Genomic DNA, 18,288 nt, shown 5'->3' with positions numbered 1-18,288 from the left:
CCAGCGAACTATCCTCCCCTACCACGACACACAGATGCCGATACTCAACGACGACAGCCAGCACGACCCGAACAAGATACTGCCCATCGAGTACGACTGGGCCCGCGAGTACTACAAGGCGGGCGTCGCCAACAACTGGGTGCCCGAGGAGGTGCCGATGCAGGACGACGTCTCCCAGTGGCGCGGCGACGAACTCACAGAAGCGGAACGACAACTCGTCGAGTGGAACCTCGGGTTCTTCTCGACGGCGGAGTCGCTGACGGCGAACAACATCGTCCTCGCCGTCTACGACTACGTCACCGCCCCCGAGTGCCGCCAGTACCTCCTGCGACAAGCCTACGAGGAGGCTATCCATACGGACACGTTCATCTACTGCTGCGACAGCCTCGGCTTCGACCCCGAGTACCTGTACGGCATGTACGACCGCGTCCCAAGCATCGAGGAGAAAGACGCGTTCGTCGTCGACCTGACGCGCGCCGCTGACGACCCCGACTTCACCATCGAGACGGACGACGACCTCCGGGCGTTCCTCCGCGACCTCGTCGGCTTCTACGTCATCATGGAGGGCATCTTCTTCTACGCGGGCTTCGCGATGATGCTCGCGCTCAAGCGACAGGGGAAGATGGTCGGCGTCGGCGAGCAGTTCGAGTACATCATGCGCGACGAGTCGCTGCATCTCAACTTCGGCGTCGACCTCGTCAACGCGATCCGCGACGAGAACCCCGGTGTCTGGACCGAGGCGTTCGAAGCCGAGATTCGAGAACTCGTCGTCGAGGCGGTCGAACTGGAGCAGATATACGCCGAGGAGGCGTGCCCGTCCGACCTCTTCGGGATGAATGCCGAGCAGTTCGCCGAGTACGTCGAGTACGTCGCCGACCGACGCCTCGGTCAACTCCGGATGGACGCCGAGTTCGGCACCGAAAATCCGTTTCCGTGGATGTCCGAGCAGGTCGACCTCAACAAGGAGAAGAACTTCTTCGAGACGCAGGTGACCGAGTATCAGTCGGGCGGGTCGCTCGACTGGTAGTCTACCGAGGGAGGCGTTGAGGGAAGAGTCGAGGGAGTGACCGCCCGACTGCTCAGTTCCGTTCGGTCTCCTCCGGCACGACTTCAACTATCTGCTCGCGGTCGCCGTTGCCGATGTCGTCGAGAATCTCCTCGACGTCGTCGAGACCGAGCATTTCGCGGGTCTCCTCGTCGAACGACTGCGAGTCGAGTCTCGGCGTCGGTTCGCTCACGTCGCTGCCCGACAGCTGCTTGCCGTACCGACCGACGAGCGAGGTGAGCTCCTGCGGGAGGACGAACGTCGTCGACGGACTGGTGCCGATCTCCGAGAGCGTATCCATCCCCTTGTCGATGATTGCGCGCTCGCCCATCGACTCGGCGGACTTCGCCCGGAGCACCGTCGAGATCGCGTCGCCCTGCGCCTCCAGAATCTGACTCTGCTTCTTGCCCTGCGCGCGGATGATGTTCGACTGCTTTTCCCCCTCCGCCTTCTCGACGGCGCTGCGCCGCTCACCCTGGGCTTCGAGAATCATCGCCCGGCGACGGCGCTCGGCGGCGGTCTGCTGCTCCATCGCCCCCTGGACTTCGGCGCTCGGTTTCACCTCACGCACCTCGACGCTCTCGACGCGGATGCCCCACTCGTCGGTGGGTTCGTCGAGTTCCTCGCGGATTCGCGCGTTGATTTCGGCGCGTCGGGACAGCGTCTCGTCGAGTTCCATGTCGCCGAGCACGGCGCGAAGCGTCGTCTGCGCGAGGTTCGAGGTGGCGGTCCTGTAATCTTCGACTTCCAAGAAGGCTTTCTTCGCGTCCATCACGCGGATGTAGACGACGGCGTCGGCGGTTACGGGCGAGTTGTCCTCCGTGATGGCTTCCTGCCGAGGGACGTCGATGATGCGCGTCCGCATGTCGAAGCGGTACGCCCGCGAGACGAACGGCGGGACGACGTTGAGACCGGGTTCGAGCAGTTTGCGGTACTCGCCGAACACCGTCAGCGCGCGCTTCTCGTACGCCTGCACAATTTCGACGGTGCTGACGAGCGTCGCGACGGCGAGCGCGAGAACCAGCAGACCCACGATGGTCGCCGGCGTGATGGGGACGAGCGTGAGTGCCACCGCGGCGGCGACGACGAGAAAGAGGACGGTCCACAGCTGTTTGGGGACGCCTCTCGCCGTCGCGCGGCCGAGTTCGCGAAAGGGGCTTGCCATACCGTGACTAGCGGCCGACCGCAGATAAGTGTCACTCGTGAATCAACCATTTTTCGTCCCGGACCCCTTCGCTTCCACTGCAGCACGCGCCGGAGTTCGTCCACCTATCGGCGACTGGAGACGTAGCCGTAGCGTTTTTGCCTACCGAACAATCACGCTCACGTATGAGTCGTAGCCGCGCAGAACTCGACGTTGAAGACCTCTTGAAAGTCGTCTTGGTCCTCGTCGTCGTCTGGTTGGTGCTCGAAATCGTCGGAACGGCGCTGGGTATCGTCGGCGGACTGCTCGGCCCGCTCCAGCCCTTGCTGGGTCTCGCTGTCGTCGCGCTCATCCTGCTCTGGTTCTTCGACCGGCTCTGAGACCGTCGTGTGTTCGTGGGCTTCGCATCGGCACACGATGCGTTTTCGGCGGCGTGTCCGTTCGCCCGCGCGTACCTGACAGGTTTTTGTGCTCCCGCACGTAGTCGGCGGCGATGACGACACCGACCAGTTCCCGCCGGACGTTCCTCCGCAGGGTCGGCGCGATCGGATCGGTCGGCGCCGTCACGGTCGGCTGTCTCGGTCGCGCCCCGCCGGTCGTCGTCGCCAGAACCGGCGATTCGCGGTCGCTCGCGGCCGAATCGACGCGACTCGGCGAACGGGCGTTCGCCGACTACGTCTCTCGGATGATCCGACGGTACGGCGACGGCGGCGTCTGGGGCTCCGGCGACGCACCCTCCGATGTCGACTTTGAGGGCGCGTGGCGACTCTCCCTCCGGGCCTCGCTCGACGACACCGAGTACGCCGTAGCCGACGCCGTCGTCGCCCGCTACGGACTCCGGCGGTTCGACACGGACGGCCGCCGTCACGTCGCGTACTGGCTCTGGTGCGCGGCACAACCGCTGACCGACTCGGTGTGGCTCGACGCGCTGGGACGGTCGGTCGGCGTCGCGCTCACGAGTCTCGACGTGGGCGTCGACCTTCGGCCTACCGACGAACTGCTCGACTCCGCACCGACGACCCGCCTGACCGGCCCGCAGGCGGTCTCAGTGGCGACGGCCGACGGGTCGGACCACGACGCGACGTTCGGCGTCGACTTCCCACTCCGCGACGGGCGCCTCCGCCCCCGCGTCTCCGACGGGGCGAGCGACGAGCGCGACGGCTACCGGATCGGGTGGCAGGGTCGGTTCGGCGGTATCCAATCGGTGAACGGACTCTGCGTCGTCGGCGAATCCACGTTCTCGACCGACTACAGCGCCGACTGGCGGGCGTCGCTCTCGGCGGCGGGGTGGGCGTGAGAGCGTGAGCTACAGCCTCAACGTCCTCGTGCCGGGGACCGTCGAACGGCTGGCGACCGAGCTCTACCCCCGGTTGACGGCGTTCGACAGGATTCGCGACAGACACACGCTCGTCGTCAAACGCTTCGAGAACCGGTCGTACGACCGCCTCCGTGAGACGCTCCGGACACCGCTAGCGAACGAACCCCCGTTCGAGGTGCGCGTCACGGGAATCGACGCCTTCGAGACGCCGGTCCGAGGAGACGGACCCGTCGTCTACCTCACCGTCGAGAGTCCCGGCCTTCTCGCGCTTCACGAGCGACTCGTCGACCGGTTCGGCGCGATAGAGGGGTTGGAAGGAGACGAGTACGTCCCGCACGTGACGCTCGCTCGCGGTGGCTCTCCGTCCGCCGTCGAGGTGCTTCGAGACGCGGAGCTCGACCCGGTGATGTGGACCGTCTCGGAACTCTGTGTCTGGAGCGCCGAGTATCGGGAAGTCGCGGGGACGATTCCGCTTCGGGGTTGACGCGGCGTCATCGCCTCGCGCTCTTTCGGTTTTCGCGCGCGTGAAGCCGCATCACCATCGGGTTGCGGGGATGCATCGTCAGCGAGCCGCTCAGACTGAGCGGGTCGTCGTCGCCGACGTACTCCAGCGAGTACCGCTGCGCCACCGTCCCGAGGATGAGTTTCGCCTCCAGCATCGAGAACTGTTTGCCGATGCAGTGACGCGGGCCGGCCCCGAACGGGAAGTACGACAGTTGGGGGCGCTTCGAGCGCTCGGCAGGCGTCCAGCGGTCCGGGTCGAACTCCAATGGGTTCTCGTAGTAGCGCGAGGAGCGGTGGACGGCCCACTGCGGGAGCATCACGGCCGACCCTTCAGGCACGCGGTAACCCCCGAGTTTCACGTCCACGAGCGGTTCGCGGAACAGCGTGTACACCGGCGGGTAGAGTCGCATCGTCTCCTGTAGCACCTGCTCGGTGTAGCGAAGTTTTCGAGCGTCGCGTGCGCTCGGCGGGTCGCCGCCGAGCACCTCGTCGAGTTCGGCGTGAACCGCCTCCTCTACGTCGGGATGCTGCGAGAGGAGATACCACGCGTACGTGAGCGTCAGCGCGGTGGTGTCGTGGCCCGCCAGCAGCATCGTCATCATCTCGTCGCGTAACTGGTCGTCGGTCTGCTCTCCGCGCACCTGCGCGCGGAGGAGAATCGAGAGGAGGTCCATCCGCGTCGGCTCGTTCTCGGTGCCGCGGCGCTCGGCGACGATGTCGTCGATGATGGCTTCGAGCACTTCGATGGCGTCGCGGTACTCGCGGTTCTCCCGCGTCGGTGCCCAGTCGGGGACGAGAAAACGCCGCGGGTCAGGTTCGAAGCGCGCGCCGAGCGGTTCGAGGTGTTCCTGCACTCGCTGGACGCGTTCGTCGCCCGCTGTCGACCCGAACATCGCTTCGACGATGATCTTGACCGTCAATCTGGCCATCTCTATCTGGACGTCGAACGTCTCGCCGTCGCGCCAGTCGGCGAGCATCGACTCGGTGTACGCCGTCATCGTCTCGTCGAGGGAGGCGATGCGCTGCATGTTGAACGCCGGTTGCGCCAACTCGCGCTGTTCGCGCCAGGTCTCGCCCTCGCTCATCAGCAACCCTTCGCCGAGCAGATCTCCGATAGCGTCGTCCTGAAAGCGGGGTTTTCGGTACTTGTTCGCCTCGCTCACCAGCACCCGCTCGATGTCGTCGGGGTTGGTGAGCATGTACGTCTCGAGCGGACCGAGGTCGAAGTGGACCACGTCGCCGTAGGCGTCGGCGCAGGCGGTGAGGAAACTGAAGGGGTCTCTCGCGTACTGCTGGCTGCTGCCGAACAGCGGGACGCCGCGGGGACCCGGGGGTCGCGGTCGCATATCCCGGCTTGGAATGGAGCGCGGATAAGGGTTCGTACGAACACACTTCTGACGCGCTCTGTCGACTGAATCGGTGCGTTAGGGACTCGGTGGTTCTCCGTCGTAAGCGTCGTGTCCGGCGTAGAAGTTCAGCATCGCGAACTTCAACTTCTCCGGGCCGACGTCGATGAGTTCCCGCCGCTCTTCCGGCGGGAACGTGTCGCGGACGCCGTACTTGCCCATCGTGTCGCTCGCCGAGGTGTAGCGCTTGTCCACGAGCGCGCGAACTCCGAAGTCCTCGGGCGAGCGGATGACCCGTCCGAGCGCCTGCCGCGTCTTGCGAATCGTCGGAATCTCGACGGCGTAGCGCCACCCGGGGTCTCTGCCTCTGTCGGCGTACGCCCGGTCGTAGGCGTCCTGCACCGCCTCCATTCGCTCGGAGAGGTGCGGATAGGGGACGCCGACGACGAGCACGGTCCGGGCGTCGTCGCCGTCGAAGCTCACGCCCTCGGCGAGCGTCCCCCACAGCGAGGTGAACAGCGCCGCGTTGTCGCTCGATACGAACCGCTGGCGGAGGTCCTCGGTCCGAGTGCCCGCCTCGTCGAGCATGAGCGAACCGAGCGACGCGCCGTCGAGGCCACTGCCGCCGAGAATCTCGTAGTAACGCTGGGCCTCGGCGTACGAGGGGAAGAAGATGAGCGTGTTGCCCGGCGTGAACCGAATCGCGTCCGAGAGCACGCCCGCGACGACCTCCTGCGTCGACTCCTCGTTTCGCTCCTTCGCGAAGAGCGCGGGCGTCTGCACCGCGAACGTCCGGCGGTTCTCCTCGGGATACTCCATCCCGTAGGCGAGCGTGACGGCGTTCTCGATGCCGAGCACGTCCTCAGTGACGTCAAAGGGGCGGAGCGTCGCGCTCATCAGCACGCTCGCGTGGACTTCGTCGAACAGCGACTCGGTCACCTGCCGCGGGATGCAGGTGTACAGTTCAGCGCGGCCGTAGATCTCGTCGGTGCCGCTATCGCGGCGCACCGAGACCATCGGATGCTGGCCGAGTTTCGTCCCGTCCTCAATCCACGACGAGAGGAACGTCGCCGTCTGCAGGGTCTGGCACTCTTTTCTGGTCGTCGTCTCGCCGTCTTTGTACGCCTGCTCGTACTGCTCGTCGAGAGACTTGCCCAACTGGAGTGCGAGTTCGAGTTCCGCGTCGATGCCGCGGCCCTCGTAGCTCTGGAGGAATTCGAGCGTCAGGTCGTCGCGGCGGTCCGGGTTGGCGATGCCGACATCGGACCAGTTTTCTCCCACTTGCTCGCGCTCGCCGAAGCCGAAGCTCTCGTCGTAGGTTCGCCGGAGCGCGTCGAGGAACGTTTCGAAGACATTCGCGGCGGGTTCGGCGCGGGAGTCATCGGCCTCCTCCAGTTCGGAGAGCGCGCTCTCGATAGTGTTCTCCGTGAGCGTCCTGCTCGCGTGGTCGCGCGCCGCACCTTCGATGTTGTGCGCCTCGTCGAAGACAGTTATCACGTCACCGGGGTCGCGGTCCAGCCATCTGAAGAACTGCTCGCGGATCATCGGGTCGAGCAGGTGGTGGTAGTTGCAGACGACGAGGTCGACGCCCTCCATTCCCTCCTTCAACAGCTCGTAGCCGCAGAGCTGGCGTTCGTCGGCGTACTCGTACACGTCGTCGGGCGTGCGCACGTCGTCGAACAGCCACGAGAAGAACTCGTCGGTGTCGCGGGCGAGGTTGTTGTAGTAGTACTCGCAGACGTTCGTCTCGCGGAGGTCGTCCAGTTCGTCGCCGATCTGGTCGAGTTCGTCCATGACGGCGCTGCGGGCCTCCGCCGCCCCCGAGTCGCCGTCGCGGCTCTGTTCGAGCAACTGCTCCTGACGGCGTTTGAGCTGCTGTCTGTCCTCCTCCTTCTCGACCACGGAGCGGGTCGTGTCGCGGAGGCTCTGACACTCCTCGTACCCCACGTCGATGTGGCACATCGACGCCTTACCGCGGAACACCACCGCCCGAATCGGCTCGGTGCGCGTGATGGCGCGGGCGTCCTCAACGAACTGGCGCATCTGCTGGTGGACGTTCGTCGTGATGACGACCGTCTTGTCGTTCTCACGGGCGAACTCCAGCGCGGGGACGAGCGCCGAGAGCGTCTTCCCCGTGCCGGGTGCGCCCTCGATGAGCACGTCCTGCTCGCGCGCGAACGCGTTGGCGATGCCGTCCATCGCTGCCCGCTGGTTCGGATACGGCTCCTCGTACGGGAAGAACCGCATGTGTCCGTTCGTCTCTGCCACTACTCCCCGCTTGCGCGTCACCGGGTTAAAAGGCTCGGACGTCTGTGACTGCTCGCTGTCATCTCTGATATATGAAGCTATCCCCGCGGTGCGAGCGCGACGCATCGCCGAAACACCGCTATGACAAATCATACCAAATATCCTGTTGCGATGTCGACGCGAACTGAAACGGCCGCTGGTACTGCATCGATAACTGAACACGGCTCGTGGAAAGGCGGCGTCGCCGCCGGACTGGTCGGCGGCGCGGTGATGGGGATGATGCTCTCGCTGATGATGACGCCCGTCATCGAAATGGCCATCCCTGCACTGTGGGGGCTCTCCGGCGGCCTCGAAGGGTGGGTTATCCACATGGCCAACAGCGCGATTCTCGGTGTCGTCTTCGCCGCAATCGCTGGCGTGGCGAACCTCGGTGAGTCGACGGGCCGGAGTGCCGCCGCCGGCGTCGCCTACGGGGTTGTCCTGTGGGTCGTCCTCGCGGCGTTCGTGATGCCGATCTGGCTCGGTGCCGTCGGCTTCCCCGAAGTACCGCCGCTGCCGAACTTCGATCCGATGAGCCTCGTCGGCCACGTCGTCTACGGTCTCGTTCTCGGGGCAGTGTACCCGAGCGTGCGGAACCTGTAGCGTCGCCCGCTGCGTTTCGCTCTTGTTCTTTCGTCGGTTCGGTCTCGACTCACCGAATAGCTACGCCCCTGTTTCCAATCGGTCGGCGCGCGCCGGAGGGCGGCTTCGTCCGCCCGACAGATACGCGAGGTCTGCGCGTACGAAGTGAGCGCAGGCACGGAAGGGCTCCGCCCTTCGGGTGGAGGTGGCGACCTGTGTTGCCACCGAGGATGGGGAGGACCGAGCCGGTACAGTCTCTCGGTGCGCCCGGCAGCCGCCCTCAACTCGAAGTCGATGTTCTCGCGAGTGCCCCTACGTTCAACTCTCCACTGCCGTCGCTGATTTCGATACGTCGCCCACGCTCGCACTTTCTGAGTCTCACACGCCGAATCCGAACCGCAACGCTTGCCGCCCCGAAAGCGTTTAATAACGTCCCTCTACAAGAGACTCAGTAATGACGCGCACTCGCCGCGCCGGACAGGTCGCCCCCGTCCGAGCCGTGCGAGCGCTGCGACCGGGCCTCTAGGCCCTACTCTACTTCACCCCCCATTGTCGTTGCACTTTGCCTTCAACTGGAAAGTGCAGATTCTCCATTTTTGGCCGCATAGCTTCCAGTATCCGTTTTAATTGCAAAACACAAAGCGCAGAATTTAATACCCTTACTCTCCGACCATGGTGTAATGACACGCGTGGCACTCGCGTTTAGCGGCGGACTCGACACGACAGTATGCGTCCCGCTCCTCGAAGAGGAGTACGGGTACGACGAAGTAATCGGCGTCACGGTCGACGTCGGCCAACCGGCCGAGGAGTTCGACGAGGCCGAGGAGACGGCTGAGGCGTTGGACCTCGAACATTACGTCGTGGACGCGCGAGCCGAGTTCGCCGAACAGTGCCTCTACTCCGTACGCGCGAACGCGACCTACCAGGGCTACCCGCTCGGGACGGCGCTCGCGCGTCCGGTCATCGCCGAGGCCATCCTCGACGTGGCGAAAGAACACGACTGCGAGGGCATCGCCCACGGCTGCACCGGCAAAGGCAACGACCAACTCCGCTTCGAGGCGGTCTGGCGCGCCTCCGACCTCGAAGTCATCGCCCCCGTGCGCGAACTCGGTCTCACTCGCGAGTGGGAGATGGAGTACGCCGCCGAGAAGGAGCTCCCCGTCGAGGGCGGCAACGAGGGAGTCTGGTCCATCGACACCAACCTCTGGAGCCGCTCCATCGAGGGCGGCCAACTGGAAGATCCGGGCTACGTTCCCCCCGAAGAGATCTACGAGTGGACCGACGCGCCCGGCAGCGAGACGGAACTCGTCGAAATCGAGTTCGAGAACGGCTACCCCGTCGCGGTCAACGGCGAGGAGATGGAGCCGCTAGCGCTCATCGAGCACCTCAACGAGCTCGCAGGTGCGTACGGCGTCGGCCGCACCGACATGATGGAAGACCGTATGCTCGGGCTCAAAGTCCGTGAAAACTACGAGCACCCCGCAGCGACGGTGCTGCTCACTGCGCACGAGGCGCTCGAAGGACTCGTTCTCACCAAAGAAGAACGCGACTTCAAGACGACCGTCGACAACGAGTGGGCCCAGAAGGGTTACGAGGGTCTCGTCGACTCGCCGCTAATGGACTCGCTGAACGCGTTCATCGACCAGAGTCAGGGAACCGTAACCGGCACGGTGACGGTCAAACTGCAGGGCGGGCAGGCCCGCCCGGTCGCCCGCGAGAGCGAATTTGCTGTTTACTCCGAGTCGGCCGCCTCGTTCAACACCGAGACGGTCGACGGCATCGAACAGGCCGACGCGACGGGTGTCGCGAAGTACCACGGCTTCCAGTCGCGTCTCGCCAACGAAGTGACGAACAACGTCGAGAAACCCGAACTCGCCGCCGACGGCGGCGCGACGGGAAGCGGGAGCAACGAGGACAACTGACTCATGACCGAGGAGTCTGCCGGCGACGTCATCCGCCGCGACCGCTTCAGCGGCGGCCCCGCCCGCGACTTCCTCTCCAGCCTCGCGGCCGACGAACGTATCTTCGAGGCGGACCTCGCCGTCGACCGCGCGCACGTCGTGATGCTCACTGAGCAAGGAATAATTGACGACTGCAATGCCGCGGACATCCTCTCGGCGCTCGACTCGGTCGAGAAAGACGGACACGCGGAACTCCCCGGCGGCGAGGACGTCCACGAGGCCATCGAGGCCGCGGTCATCCAGCGCGTCGGCGAAGACGGCGGAAAGATGCACACCGCTCGCAGTCGCAACGACGAGGTTGCGACCTGCATCCGCTACCGCCTGCGCGAGGACATCCTCGACGCGATAGAAGGAACGCTCGCGCTCCGCGAAGCGCTCACAGAAACCGCCGCCGAGCACACCGAGACGGTGATGCCGGGTTACACGCACCTGCAACCCGCCCAGCCCATCACCGTCGCGCACTACCTGCTGTCGTACGAGGCGGCGGTCGCCCGCGACACTGCCCGCCTCCTCGACGCCTACGGCCGGATCAACCAGTCGCCGCTGGGAGCCGCGGCGTTCGCGGGCACGACGTTCGACGTCGACCGCGAGCGCACCGCCGACCTGCTCGGCTTCGACTCCGTTTTAGGCAATTCGATGGACGCCTCGTCCGCTCGGGATTTCCTCGCGGAGACGCTCGGCGCGCTCGCGACGCACGCGACCACCATCTCGGGGCTCGCGGAGGACCTTGTCATCTTCGCCAACAAAGGGTATGTCGACCTCTCGGACGACTACTCCTCTACCTCCTCCATCATGCCCCAGAAGAAGAACCCCGACACGCTCGAACTCGTCCGCGGCACCGCCGGCGACGCTGTCGGCGGTCTCTCCGGACTCTTGACGAACCTCAAGGGCCTCCCCCGCGCGTACAACCGCGACCTGCAACTGGCGCACCCGCACGCGTTCCGCGCCGTCGACGCCGTCGTCAACGCGACGGACGTCGCAGCGGGCGCGGTCGCCACCGCGACGTGGAACGCCGACGAACTGGCGGCGGACGCGGGCGACGGCTTCTCGACGGCGACGGGCGTCGCCGACGCGTTGGCGACGACGGGAATGCCGTTCCGCACAGCGCACGAAATCGTCGCCGCGGCGGCCGAAGGCATCGACGACGCCGACGACGCGGCAACTATTGCTGCAAAACTTGACGCGGCCGCAGAAGGGGTGTTAGGGGAGCCCCTCTGGACGCGCGTGAACCGCGAGACCGTCGAAGCCGCGCTCGACCCCGCCGAGAGCGTCTCGAGTCGCGACTCCCTCGGCGGTCCCGCAGCGTCGGCGGTCGAGACGCAACTCGACGACGCACGGGCGCGCTTCGGCGACGACGCCGACTCCGTCGCCGCGCGCCGCGACGCGCTGGCTCAGGCGAACGAGAAACTCCGTGCGGAGGTCGACAGCTATGTCTGAGCGCCTCCGAGGACTCCGAGGACTCCGACGACCGCGAGCTACCGCACCGGGTCGACCGCGTCGACTGCCGCGACCACGACGACGCGCGGACCAACCGCGACCGCCGCGACGACCGCCGATTCGACTCGTCGCGGGCGCGCCGGTCCGAACCCGAGGGCTCGCGGGCACTCCGCTCCCGCCGCCGTCCCCTTCGGGGGACAACATCACTCGGAATCTCGACACTGCATTCCAAAACGGCGACGACGAACGCTCTACACTCGCTTAGCGACGACTCCGACATTAATTTTCACAAATAATTTCGCTGCATTTAAGGCAGGTAACCCACAACGAGTGGATACACCATGACCGAAGCAGAATGCGCCGAGTGCGGGGCCACGCTGGACCTCGCCGACGACCTGGAGACGGGCGAAATCATCGACTGCGGCACCTGCGGTGCCGAACTCGAAGTCATCGACGTCAACCCGCCGGTCCTCGAGCGAGCCCCCGAGCTCGAAGAGGACTGGGGGGAGTGAAATTGCAGATTGGAATCCTCTACTCGCGCATCCGCAAGGACGAGAAGCTCCTCCTCTCGGAGCTTCGAGAGCGCGGCCACGACGTGACCAAAATCGACGTTCGCAAGCACCAGTTCGGCCTCGACGGCACGACGGCGCCCGTCGACGACCTCGACGTCGTCGTCGACCGCTGTCTCGCCACCTCGCGCTCGCTGTACGCGACGCGCTTCATCGAGAGCTACGGCGTGCCCGTCGTCAACTCGTCGGAGACGGCCGAAATCTGCGCCGACAAGGCGAAGAACAGCCTCGCGCTCGCGGAGGCGGGCGTCCGCACGCCCGAGACGAAGGTTGCGTTCACGAAGGAGAGCGCGATGGAGGCCATCGAGGCGTTCGGCTATCCTTGCGTCTTGAAACCCGTCGTCGGGTCGTGGGGTCGCCTGATGGCGAAGATAGACTCCAGAAGTGCCGCCGAAGCGATTCTGGAGCACAAAGCCACCCTGGGTCACTACGAGCACAAGGTGTTCTACGTGCAGGAGTTCGTCGAGAAGCCCGGCCGCGACATCCGCGTGCTTGCGACCGACGGCGAGCCCGTCGCCGCGATGACGCGCTCTTCCGAGCACTGGTTGACGAACGCCGCGAAAGGCGGCGAAACCGAAGAGTTCGAGTTGGACGACGAGGCGCTCGAACTTGTCAAGAAAGCCAGCGACGCAGTCGGCGGCGGACTGCTCGGCGTGGACCTCATGGAGACCGGCGACTCGTACACGGTCCACGAAGTGAACCACACCGTCGAATTCAAGGCGCTGAACGAGGCGACCGAGGTCGACGTACCTGCTGTCGTCGTCGACTGGCTGGAATCGAAGGCGACCGAGAAGACGGCTGCGGAGGCGGTCGTGTGAGCCCGAGCGCAGCTGTCGTCGGCGGCTCCGGCTTCACGGGCGGCGAACTGCTCCGCCTGCTCGCAGGTCACCCCGAGTTCGAGGTGGCGCAGGCGACGAGTCGTCAGTACGACCGCAAAACCGTCGGCTCGGTCCACCCCAATCTCAGAGAACTGGATCTGCGCTTCAGTTCGCCCGAGGATCTCGAATCCGTCGACGTGCTGTTCGCGGCGACGCCCCACGGCGTCTCGATGGAGCACATCGACGCGTTTCAGGACGCGGCGGACACCGTCGTCGACCTCTCGGCGGACTTCCGGCTCCAGAGTGAGGAACAGTACGACGAGTGGTACGACGGCCACGTCGCGCCCGAGTACCTCGACAAATCCGTCTACGCGCTCCCGGAACTGATGCGCGACGAACTACCCGGCGCGGAGCTCATCGCCGCCGGCGGCTGTAACGCGACGGCGACGATTCTCGGCCTGAAGCCGCTGTTCGACGCTAACATCTTGGACGGCGACGAGCAGGTCGTCGTCGACGTGAAAGTCGGGTCGTCGGAGGGTGGCGCGTCGGCCGGAAAAGCCTCCTCGCACGCTGAGCGCTCGGGCGTCGTCCGCCCGTACGCGCCGACCGGACACCGCCACGAGGCCGAGATCGAGCAGTTCCTCGGCCTCTCGGTGTCGTTCACCGTCCACGCGGTGGACATGGTGCGTGGGGCGTCGGCGACGTGTCACGTCTTCCCCGACTCGCCCGTCACGAAAGGCGACCTCTGGGGGGCGTACCGCGAGAGCTACGAGGACGAGCCGTTCATGCGGCTCGTCGCCGGCGGTGGGGGCGTCTACCGCTACCCCGAACCGAAGGCGGTCGCCGGGACGAACTTCGGCGAGGTCGGTTTCGAGGTCGACCCCGCGAACAGGCGCCTCGTCGTCTTCTCGGCCATCGACAACATGATGAAAGGCTCCGCCGGGCAGGCGGTCCACGCGGCGAATGTCGCACTCGGATTCGACGAGACCGACGGACTCGAATTCACCGGCCTGCACCCCGTCGGCTCGCCCTGAGAACTGGATTGGACTGGAATCGAACCACGAGAGAGACACACCGATGACACAGAGCACCTACACGCGTGATGAACTGCTCGCGGCCCACGAGCAGCTAATCGACAACGACTGCGGCACAGCCGATGACCAACTGTACACCGACGGCGGCGTCACTACAATTCGGACCGATGGTGGCGACGCCCGACAGCCGCCGGTCGTCGTCAAAGTCGGCGGCGCGAAAGCCGTCGACCCCGCGGGCGCAGTGGGTGACGTTGCACATCTCGTCGCAAACGGCAGAGACGTCGTCGTCGTCCACGGCGGGTCGACCGCCGTCGACGAGACGCTCGAAGCGCTCGGCGAGGAACCGACGTACGTCGAGACGCCGTCGGGTGTCGTCGGCCGGTTCACCGACGAGCGCGCGATGGAGGTGTTCTCGATGGTGATGCCCGGAAAGCTCAACACCGACCTGACGGCGACGCTGCGCAACGCGGGCGTCGACGCCGTCGGCCTCTCGGGCGTCGACGGCGGCCTCCTCGCTGGAAAACGAAAATCGGCCGTCCGCGTCGTTGAGGGAGGCAAGAAGAAGATCAAGCGCGGCGACCACTCCGGGAAGATACAGTCGGTCAACGCTCAGTTGCTTGAGACGCTGCTCTCGGACGGCTACACGCCGGTCGTCACGGTCCCGATGCTCGGCGAGGAGACTGACGGCTCGGTCACGCCCGTCAACGCTGACGCCGACCGCGCCGCTGCCGCCGTCGCTGGCGCGCTCGGCGCGGAACTCGTCGTCCTGACCGACGTATCGGGCGTCTACGAGGACCCCGACGACGAGGCGACGCGCATCGACTCGGCGGCGACGCCCGAGAAACTCGCAGAGGTCGAAACGGCTGCCAAGGGGTTCATGACGAAGAAGGTGATGGCGGCGAAAGAGGCGCTGATCGGCGGCGCGTCGGCCGTAATCGTCTCCGACGCCAACCTCAACGACCCCATCGTCGCGGCGCTCAACGGCGCAGGGACGCGCATCACGCCCGGCGCACTCGGCGACGACGCGCCCGATACCGCCGCCGATTCCGCTGCTTCCGTCGACGCCTCGGCGCTCGGAGGTGATTCTGTATGAGTGGCTTTGTCTTCTCCGAAAAACCCATCCAAATCGAATCGGGCGACGGCATGTCGCTGTACGCTGCCGACGGGACCGAGTACCTCGACTTCGGCGCGAGTTACGCCGTTGCCGCGACGGGTCACTGCCACCCCAAAGTCGTCGAAGCGGTCCAGAAGCAGGCGGGCGAACTGCTCTACGTGCAAGGGTCGTACCCCGTCGCCGCGCGCACCGAACTGTACGAGAAGTTGGCGACGCTCGCACCCGGCGACGTATCGAACGTCTGGCTCTGTAACTCCGGCACCGAAGCCAACGAGGCGGCGATGAAGTTCGCCCGCAGCGCGACGGGGCGTTCGAAAATCGTCGCCACTAAACGCGGGTTCCACGGCCGAACCCTCGGCGCGCTGGCGATGACGTGGAAACAGAAGTACAAAAAACCGTTCGAGCCGCTGGCGGGTGGCGTCGAGTTCGTCTCCTACGGCGACAGCGAGGAACTGGCCGACGCCGTCGACGACGAGACGGCAGCGGTGTTCCTCGAACCCGTGCAGGGCGAGGGCGGCGTTCACGCCGCCGACGCCGACTACCTGCAGGCTGCCGGCGAGGTGACCGAAGATGCCGGGTCGGCGCTCGTCTTCGACGAGATTCAGACCGGCGTCGGTCGCACCGGGTCGCTGTGGGCCTGCGAAGCGGCGGGTGTCACGCCGGACATCCTCACAACGGCGAAAGGCATCGCTTCGGGCCTCCCGCTCGGCGCGACGCTCTGTGCGGACTGGATCGCCGAGGAGTGCGGCGATCACGGGTCGACGTTCTCGGGCGGTCCCGTCGTCTGCGCCGCCGCCAACGCGACGCTCGACGTGGTGGTCGAGGAGGACCTCCCGACGCACGCCGGTGACGTGGGCGCGTACCTCGCCGAGTCCCTCGAAGCAGCGACCGAGGAGCACGACCTCCCCGTCCGCGAGGTGCGCGGGCAGGGGTTGATGCTCGGCGTCGAAGTCAAACGCGGGTCGAACCGTATCCTCCGGGATCTGGCGCTCTCCGAGCAGATACTCGCGCTTCCGGCGGGTCGGTCGGTCGTCAGACTGCTGCCGCCGCTCGTCGCCGAGCAGGAGCACGCCGACCGCTTCGTCGAGGCGTTCGCGGAGGTGCTCGGATGAACGCACTCGACGCCGACGACGCGAGCGAGGCGTCTGGCGAGACGACCGAGTATCACGACGCGCTCGACACCGAGGCCAAACGTCTCCTCTTCGACCTCGTCTCGACGCCGTCGGTCTCGGGCGACGAGGCCGACGCGGCCGCGGTGCTCGTCGACTTCTTCGAGGCGCACGACCGCGAGGCGTGGACCGACGAGGTGGGCAACGTCCGCGCGCCCGCCGCTGACTCCGTACTTCTGACCTCGCACATCGACACCGTCCCCGGCGAGGTGCCGGTCGAAGTGAAGGAGGGCGACGACGGTCCCCAGCTCTGGGGCCGGGGCAGCGTCGACGCGACCGGCCCGCTGGCGGCGATGGCCGCGACCGCCGTCGAGACCGGCGTGAGCTTCGTCGGCGTCGTCGGCGAGGAGACAGACTCCCGCGGCGCGCGCCACCTCGCCGAGACGCGCGCGGAACCCGACGCCGTCGTCAACGGCGAACCCAGCGGCTGGGACGGCATCACGCTCGGCTACCGCGGCTTCCTCGCGGGGACGTACGTCGGTACGAGCGAACTCGGCCACTCCTCGCGCCCCGAGGAGAACGCCATCCAGTCGGCGGTGAACTGGTGGTCGCGTGTGGCCGAGTTCTTCGACCCCGAGGCCGACGAGGAGAGCGGCGTCTTCGACACCGTGACGACCAAACCCATCGCTTTCGACGGCGGACCAACCGAGGACGGCTTCGCCGTCGAGGCGACCGTCGACGTGCAGTTCCGCGTTCCGCCGAAACTGACAATCGACGACGTGCGCGAAGTTGCGGAGGGCGAACTCACGAGCGGGAGCGTCCACTGGCAGGAGCCGATTCCGCCCGTCATGGAGAGTCCCCGCACCGACGTGGCGCGGGCGTTCCGCGTCGCCATCCGGCAGACCGGCGGCGACCCACGACTCCTACGCAAGACCGGCACGAGCGACATGAACCTCTACGCGGGCGTCTGGGACTGCCCGATGGTCACCTACGGTCCCGGCGACTCGGACCTCGACCACGCGCCGAACGAGCACCTCTCGCTTTCAGAGTTCGACAACTCCGTGTCGGTCCTCACGACCGTCGCCGAGAAACTGGGTGGCGAGGCGTGATGGCGGCGGCGACCGAACTGGAGACGGCGAACGTCGTCGACATCGACGACCTCTCGGCCGCGGACGTAGAGGTGGTTCTCGACCGGGCGGCGGCGCTGAAAGCCGGCGACGACGACGTGCAGTTCCCGCAGGCGACGCTGGCGATGCTGTTCGAGAAGCCGAGCACCCGGACGAGAGTGTCGTTCGAGACGGGGATGACGAAACTCGGCGGCCACGCCATCTTTCTCGGTCCCGACGACGTCCACCTCGGCCACGGCGAACCAATAAAGGACACCGCCCGCGCACTGTCGGGCTACGTCGACGTCATCATGGCTCGCCTGTTCGACCACGCGGACCTCGAAGAGCTCGCCGACTACGCCACCGTCCCCGTCGTCAACGGTCTCACCGACGACGCCCACCCGTGTCAGACGCTCGCAGATCTCCTCACCATCCGCGAGACGTTCGGCGGCTTCGACGTCGACGTCGCGTGGGTCGGCGACGGCAACAACGTCGCCCAGTCGTTCGTTCTCGGCTGTGCGCTCGCGGGTATCGATCTCACCGTCGCGACGCCGGAGGGCTACGGCATCGACGACGAGGTACTCTCGCGCGCGGCCGAACTCGGCGGAGCGCCCGAGACGACGACGAGTCCGGAAGCGGCGGTCGCCGACGCGGACGCGGTGTACACCGACGTCTGGGTGAGCATGGGACAGGAGGACGAACGCGAGGAGAAACTGGCGGCGTTCGACGGTTTCCAACTCGACGCCGCCCTGCTCGCCGACACCGACGCGAAAGTGATGCACTGTCTGCCCGCCCACCGCGGCGAGGAGATAACCGACGACGTGCTCGAATCCGAGCGCTCGCTCGTCTGGCAGCAGGCCGAAAATCGTCTGCACGCCCAGAACGGATTGCTGGCGGAACTGCTGTCGTAACCGT

At 66.1% G+C, this 18,288-nt stretch carries 17 protein-coding genes; 14 read left to right on the top strand and 3 right to left on the bottom strand.

The window, feature by feature from the left end; translation table 11 throughout:
• Positions 1-34 precede the first annotated feature (34 nt).
• Positions 35-1,027: a ribonucleotide-diphosphate reductase subunit beta gene (locus LAQ58_RS14975; protein WP_224448242.1), complete on the top strand. Its 993-nt coding sequence runs from the start codon at positions 35-37 to the stop codon at positions 1,025-1,027.
• 52 nt (positions 1,028-1,079) lie between these two features.
• On the opposite strand, the gene LAQ58_RS14970 is transcribed toward LAQ58_RS14975, so the two are convergent.
• Positions 1,080-2,117: an SPFH domain-containing protein gene (locus LAQ58_RS14970; protein WP_425490720.1), complete on the bottom strand. Its 1,038-nt coding sequence runs from the start codon at positions 2,115-2,117 to the stop codon at positions 1,080-1,082.
• A gap of 257 nt (positions 2,118-2,374) precedes the next feature.
• Here LAQ58_RS14970 and LAQ58_RS14965 point away from each other — a divergent pair, with 257 nt between their 5' ends.
• The 3 genes from LAQ58_RS14965 to LAQ58_RS14955 all read left to right on the top strand — a co-directional run bounded on the left by LAQ58_RS14965 (position 2,375) and on the right by LAQ58_RS14955 (position 3,991).
• Positions 2,375-2,569, top strand: coding sequence for a DUF7554 family protein (locus LAQ58_RS14965; protein ID WP_224448240.1), 195 nt, complete (start codon positions 2,375-2,377; stop codon positions 2,567-2,569).
• 113 nt (positions 2,570-2,682) lie between these two features.
• Positions 2,683-3,486, top strand: coding sequence for a hypothetical protein (locus LAQ58_RS14960; RefSeq protein ID WP_224448239.1), 804 nt, complete (start codon positions 2,683-2,685; stop codon positions 3,484-3,486).
• A gap of 4 nt (positions 3,487-3,490) precedes the next feature.
• Positions 3,491-3,991: a 2'-5' RNA ligase family protein gene (locus LAQ58_RS14955; protein WP_224448238.1), complete on the top strand. Its 501-nt coding sequence runs from the start codon at positions 3,491-3,493 to the stop codon at positions 3,989-3,991.
• A 7-nt stretch (positions 3,992-3,998) separates the two neighbouring features.
• On the opposite strand, the gene LAQ58_RS14950 is transcribed toward LAQ58_RS14955, so the two are convergent.
• Positions 3,999-5,357 carry a cytochrome P450 gene (locus LAQ58_RS14950; protein WP_224448237.1) on the bottom strand — a complete coding sequence of 453 codons (1,359 nt, stop codon included), beginning with the start codon at positions 5,355-5,357 and terminating at the stop codon, positions 3,999-4,001.
• Between the two features lie 78 nt (positions 5,358-5,435).
• A complete protein-coding gene (locus LAQ58_RS14945; RefSeq protein WP_224450187.1) occupies positions 5,436-7,604 on the bottom strand; it encodes an ATP-dependent DNA helicase in 2,169 nt (722 codons plus the stop codon).
• Between the two features lie 171 nt (positions 7,605-7,775).
• On the opposite strand from LAQ58_RS14945, the gene LAQ58_RS14940 reads away from it, so the two are divergent.
• The 10 genes from LAQ58_RS14940 (at position 7,776) to argF (ending at position 18,284) form a co-directional block, all read left to right on the top strand.
• Positions 7,776-8,246, top strand: coding sequence for a histidine kinase (locus LAQ58_RS14940; RefSeq protein WP_224448236.1), 471 nt, complete (start codon positions 7,776-7,778; stop codon positions 8,244-8,246).
• Positions 8,247-8,905: 659 nt separating this feature from the next.
• The gene (locus LAQ58_RS14935) at positions 8,906-10,147 is read left to right on the top strand and encodes an argininosuccinate synthase (protein WP_224448235.1); all 1,242 of its coding nucleotides are present in this window, start codon (positions 8,906-8,908) and stop codon (positions 10,145-10,147) included.
• A gap of 3 nt (positions 10,148-10,150) precedes the next feature.
• Positions 10,151-11,623: an argininosuccinate lyase gene (argH, locus tag LAQ58_RS14930; RefSeq protein WP_224448234.1), complete on the top strand. Its 1,473-nt coding sequence runs from the start codon at positions 10,151-10,153 to the stop codon at positions 11,621-11,623.
• Positions 11,624-11,964: 341 nt separating this feature from the next.
• Complete coding sequence (gene lysW / locus LAQ58_RS14925) at positions 11,965-12,135, top strand: lysine biosynthesis protein LysW (protein WP_224448233.1); 171 nt, start codon at positions 11,965-11,967, stop codon at positions 12,133-12,135.
• A gap of 2 nt (positions 12,136-12,137) precedes the next feature.
• Positions 12,138-13,010, top strand: a complete 873-nt coding sequence (lysX, locus tag LAQ58_RS14920) for a lysine biosynthesis protein LysX (protein WP_224450186.1) — start codon at positions 12,138-12,140, stop codon at positions 13,008-13,010.
• On the top strand, positions 13,007-14,044 hold the full coding sequence (gene argC, locus LAQ58_RS14915; protein WP_224448232.1) for an N-acetyl-gamma-glutamyl-phosphate reductase: 1,038 nt from the start codon (positions 13,007-13,009) through the stop codon (positions 14,042-14,044). Before lysX ends, argC begins: the two co-directional genes overlap by 4 nt.
• A 43-nt stretch (positions 14,045-14,087) precedes the next feature.
• On the top strand, positions 14,088-15,137 hold the full coding sequence (locus LAQ58_RS14910) for an acetylglutamate/acetylaminoadipate kinase (protein WP_224448231.1): 1,050 nt from the start codon (positions 14,088-14,090) through the stop codon (positions 15,135-15,137).
• Positions 15,134-16,270, top strand: coding sequence for an aspartate aminotransferase family protein (locus LAQ58_RS14905; protein ID WP_224448230.1), 1,137 nt, complete (start codon positions 15,134-15,136; stop codon positions 16,268-16,270). The genes LAQ58_RS14910 and LAQ58_RS14905 overlap by 4 nt, the downstream gene beginning before the upstream one ends.
• Complete coding sequence (locus LAQ58_RS14900; protein ID WP_224448229.1) at positions 16,267-17,376, top strand: [LysW]-lysine hydrolase; 1,110 nt, start codon at positions 16,267-16,269, stop codon at positions 17,374-17,376. Before LAQ58_RS14905 ends, LAQ58_RS14900 begins: the two co-directional genes overlap by 4 nt.
• A complete protein-coding gene (argF, locus tag LAQ58_RS14895) occupies positions 17,376-18,284 on the top strand; it encodes an ornithine carbamoyltransferase (protein ID WP_224448228.1) in 909 nt (302 codons plus the stop codon). Before LAQ58_RS14900 ends, argF begins: the two co-directional genes overlap by 1 nt.
• Positions 18,285-18,288 lie beyond the last annotated feature (4 nt).

It is taken from the genome of Haloprofundus salilacus (genome assembly GCF_020150815.1).
Taxonomy (GTDB): Archaea; Halobacteriota; Halobacteria; order Halobacteriales; family Haloferacaceae; genus Haloprofundus; species Haloprofundus salilacus.
This window is presented reverse-complemented; position numbering and strand designations above follow the sequence as displayed.

Bases quoted from the DNA above. Each gene is read 5' to 3' on its own strand.
- LAQ58_RS14975 (WP_224448242.1), top strand. From the start codon at position 35: ATGCCGATACTCAACGACGACAGCCAGCACGACCCGAACAAGATACTG.
- LAQ58_RS14965 (WP_224448240.1), top strand. From the start codon at position 2,375: ATGAGTCGTAGCCGCGCAGAACTCGACGTTGAAGACCTCTTGAAAGTC.
- LAQ58_RS14960 (WP_224448239.1), top strand. From the start codon at position 2,683: ATGACGACACCGACCAGTTCCCGCCGGACGTTCCTCCGCAGGGTCGGC.
- LAQ58_RS14950 (WP_224448237.1), bottom strand. From the start codon at position 5,357: ATGCGACCGCGACCCCCGGGTCCCCGCGGCGTCCCGCTGTTCGGCAGC.
- LAQ58_RS14945 (WP_224450187.1), bottom strand. From the start codon at position 7,604: ATGCGGTTCTTCCCGTACGAGGAGCCGTATCCGAACCAGCGGGCAGCG.
- LAQ58_RS14940 (WP_224448236.1), top strand. From the start codon at position 7,776: ATGTCGACGCGAACTGAAACGGCCGCTGGTACTGCATCGATAACTGAA.
- LAQ58_RS14935 (WP_224448235.1), top strand. From the start codon at position 8,906: ATGACACGCGTGGCACTCGCGTTTAGCGGCGGACTCGACACGACAGTA.
- argH (WP_224448234.1), top strand. From the start codon at position 10,151: ATGACCGAGGAGTCTGCCGGCGACGTCATCCGCCGCGACCGCTTCAGC.
- lysW (WP_224448233.1), top strand. From the start codon at position 11,965: ATGACCGAAGCAGAATGCGCCGAGTGCGGGGCCACGCTGGACCTCGCC.
- LAQ58_RS14910 (WP_224448231.1), top strand. From the start codon at position 14,088: ATGACACAGAGCACCTACACGCGTGATGAACTGCTCGCGGCCCACGAG.
- LAQ58_RS14905 (WP_224448230.1), top strand. From the start codon at position 15,134: ATGAGTGGCTTTGTCTTCTCCGAAAAACCCATCCAAATCGAATCGGGC.
- LAQ58_RS14900 (WP_224448229.1), top strand. From the start codon at position 16,267: ATGAACGCACTCGACGCCGACGACGCGAGCGAGGCGTCTGGCGAGACG.
- argF (WP_224448228.1), top strand. From the start codon at position 17,376: ATGGCGGCGGCGACCGAACTGGAGACGGCGAACGTCGTCGACATCGAC.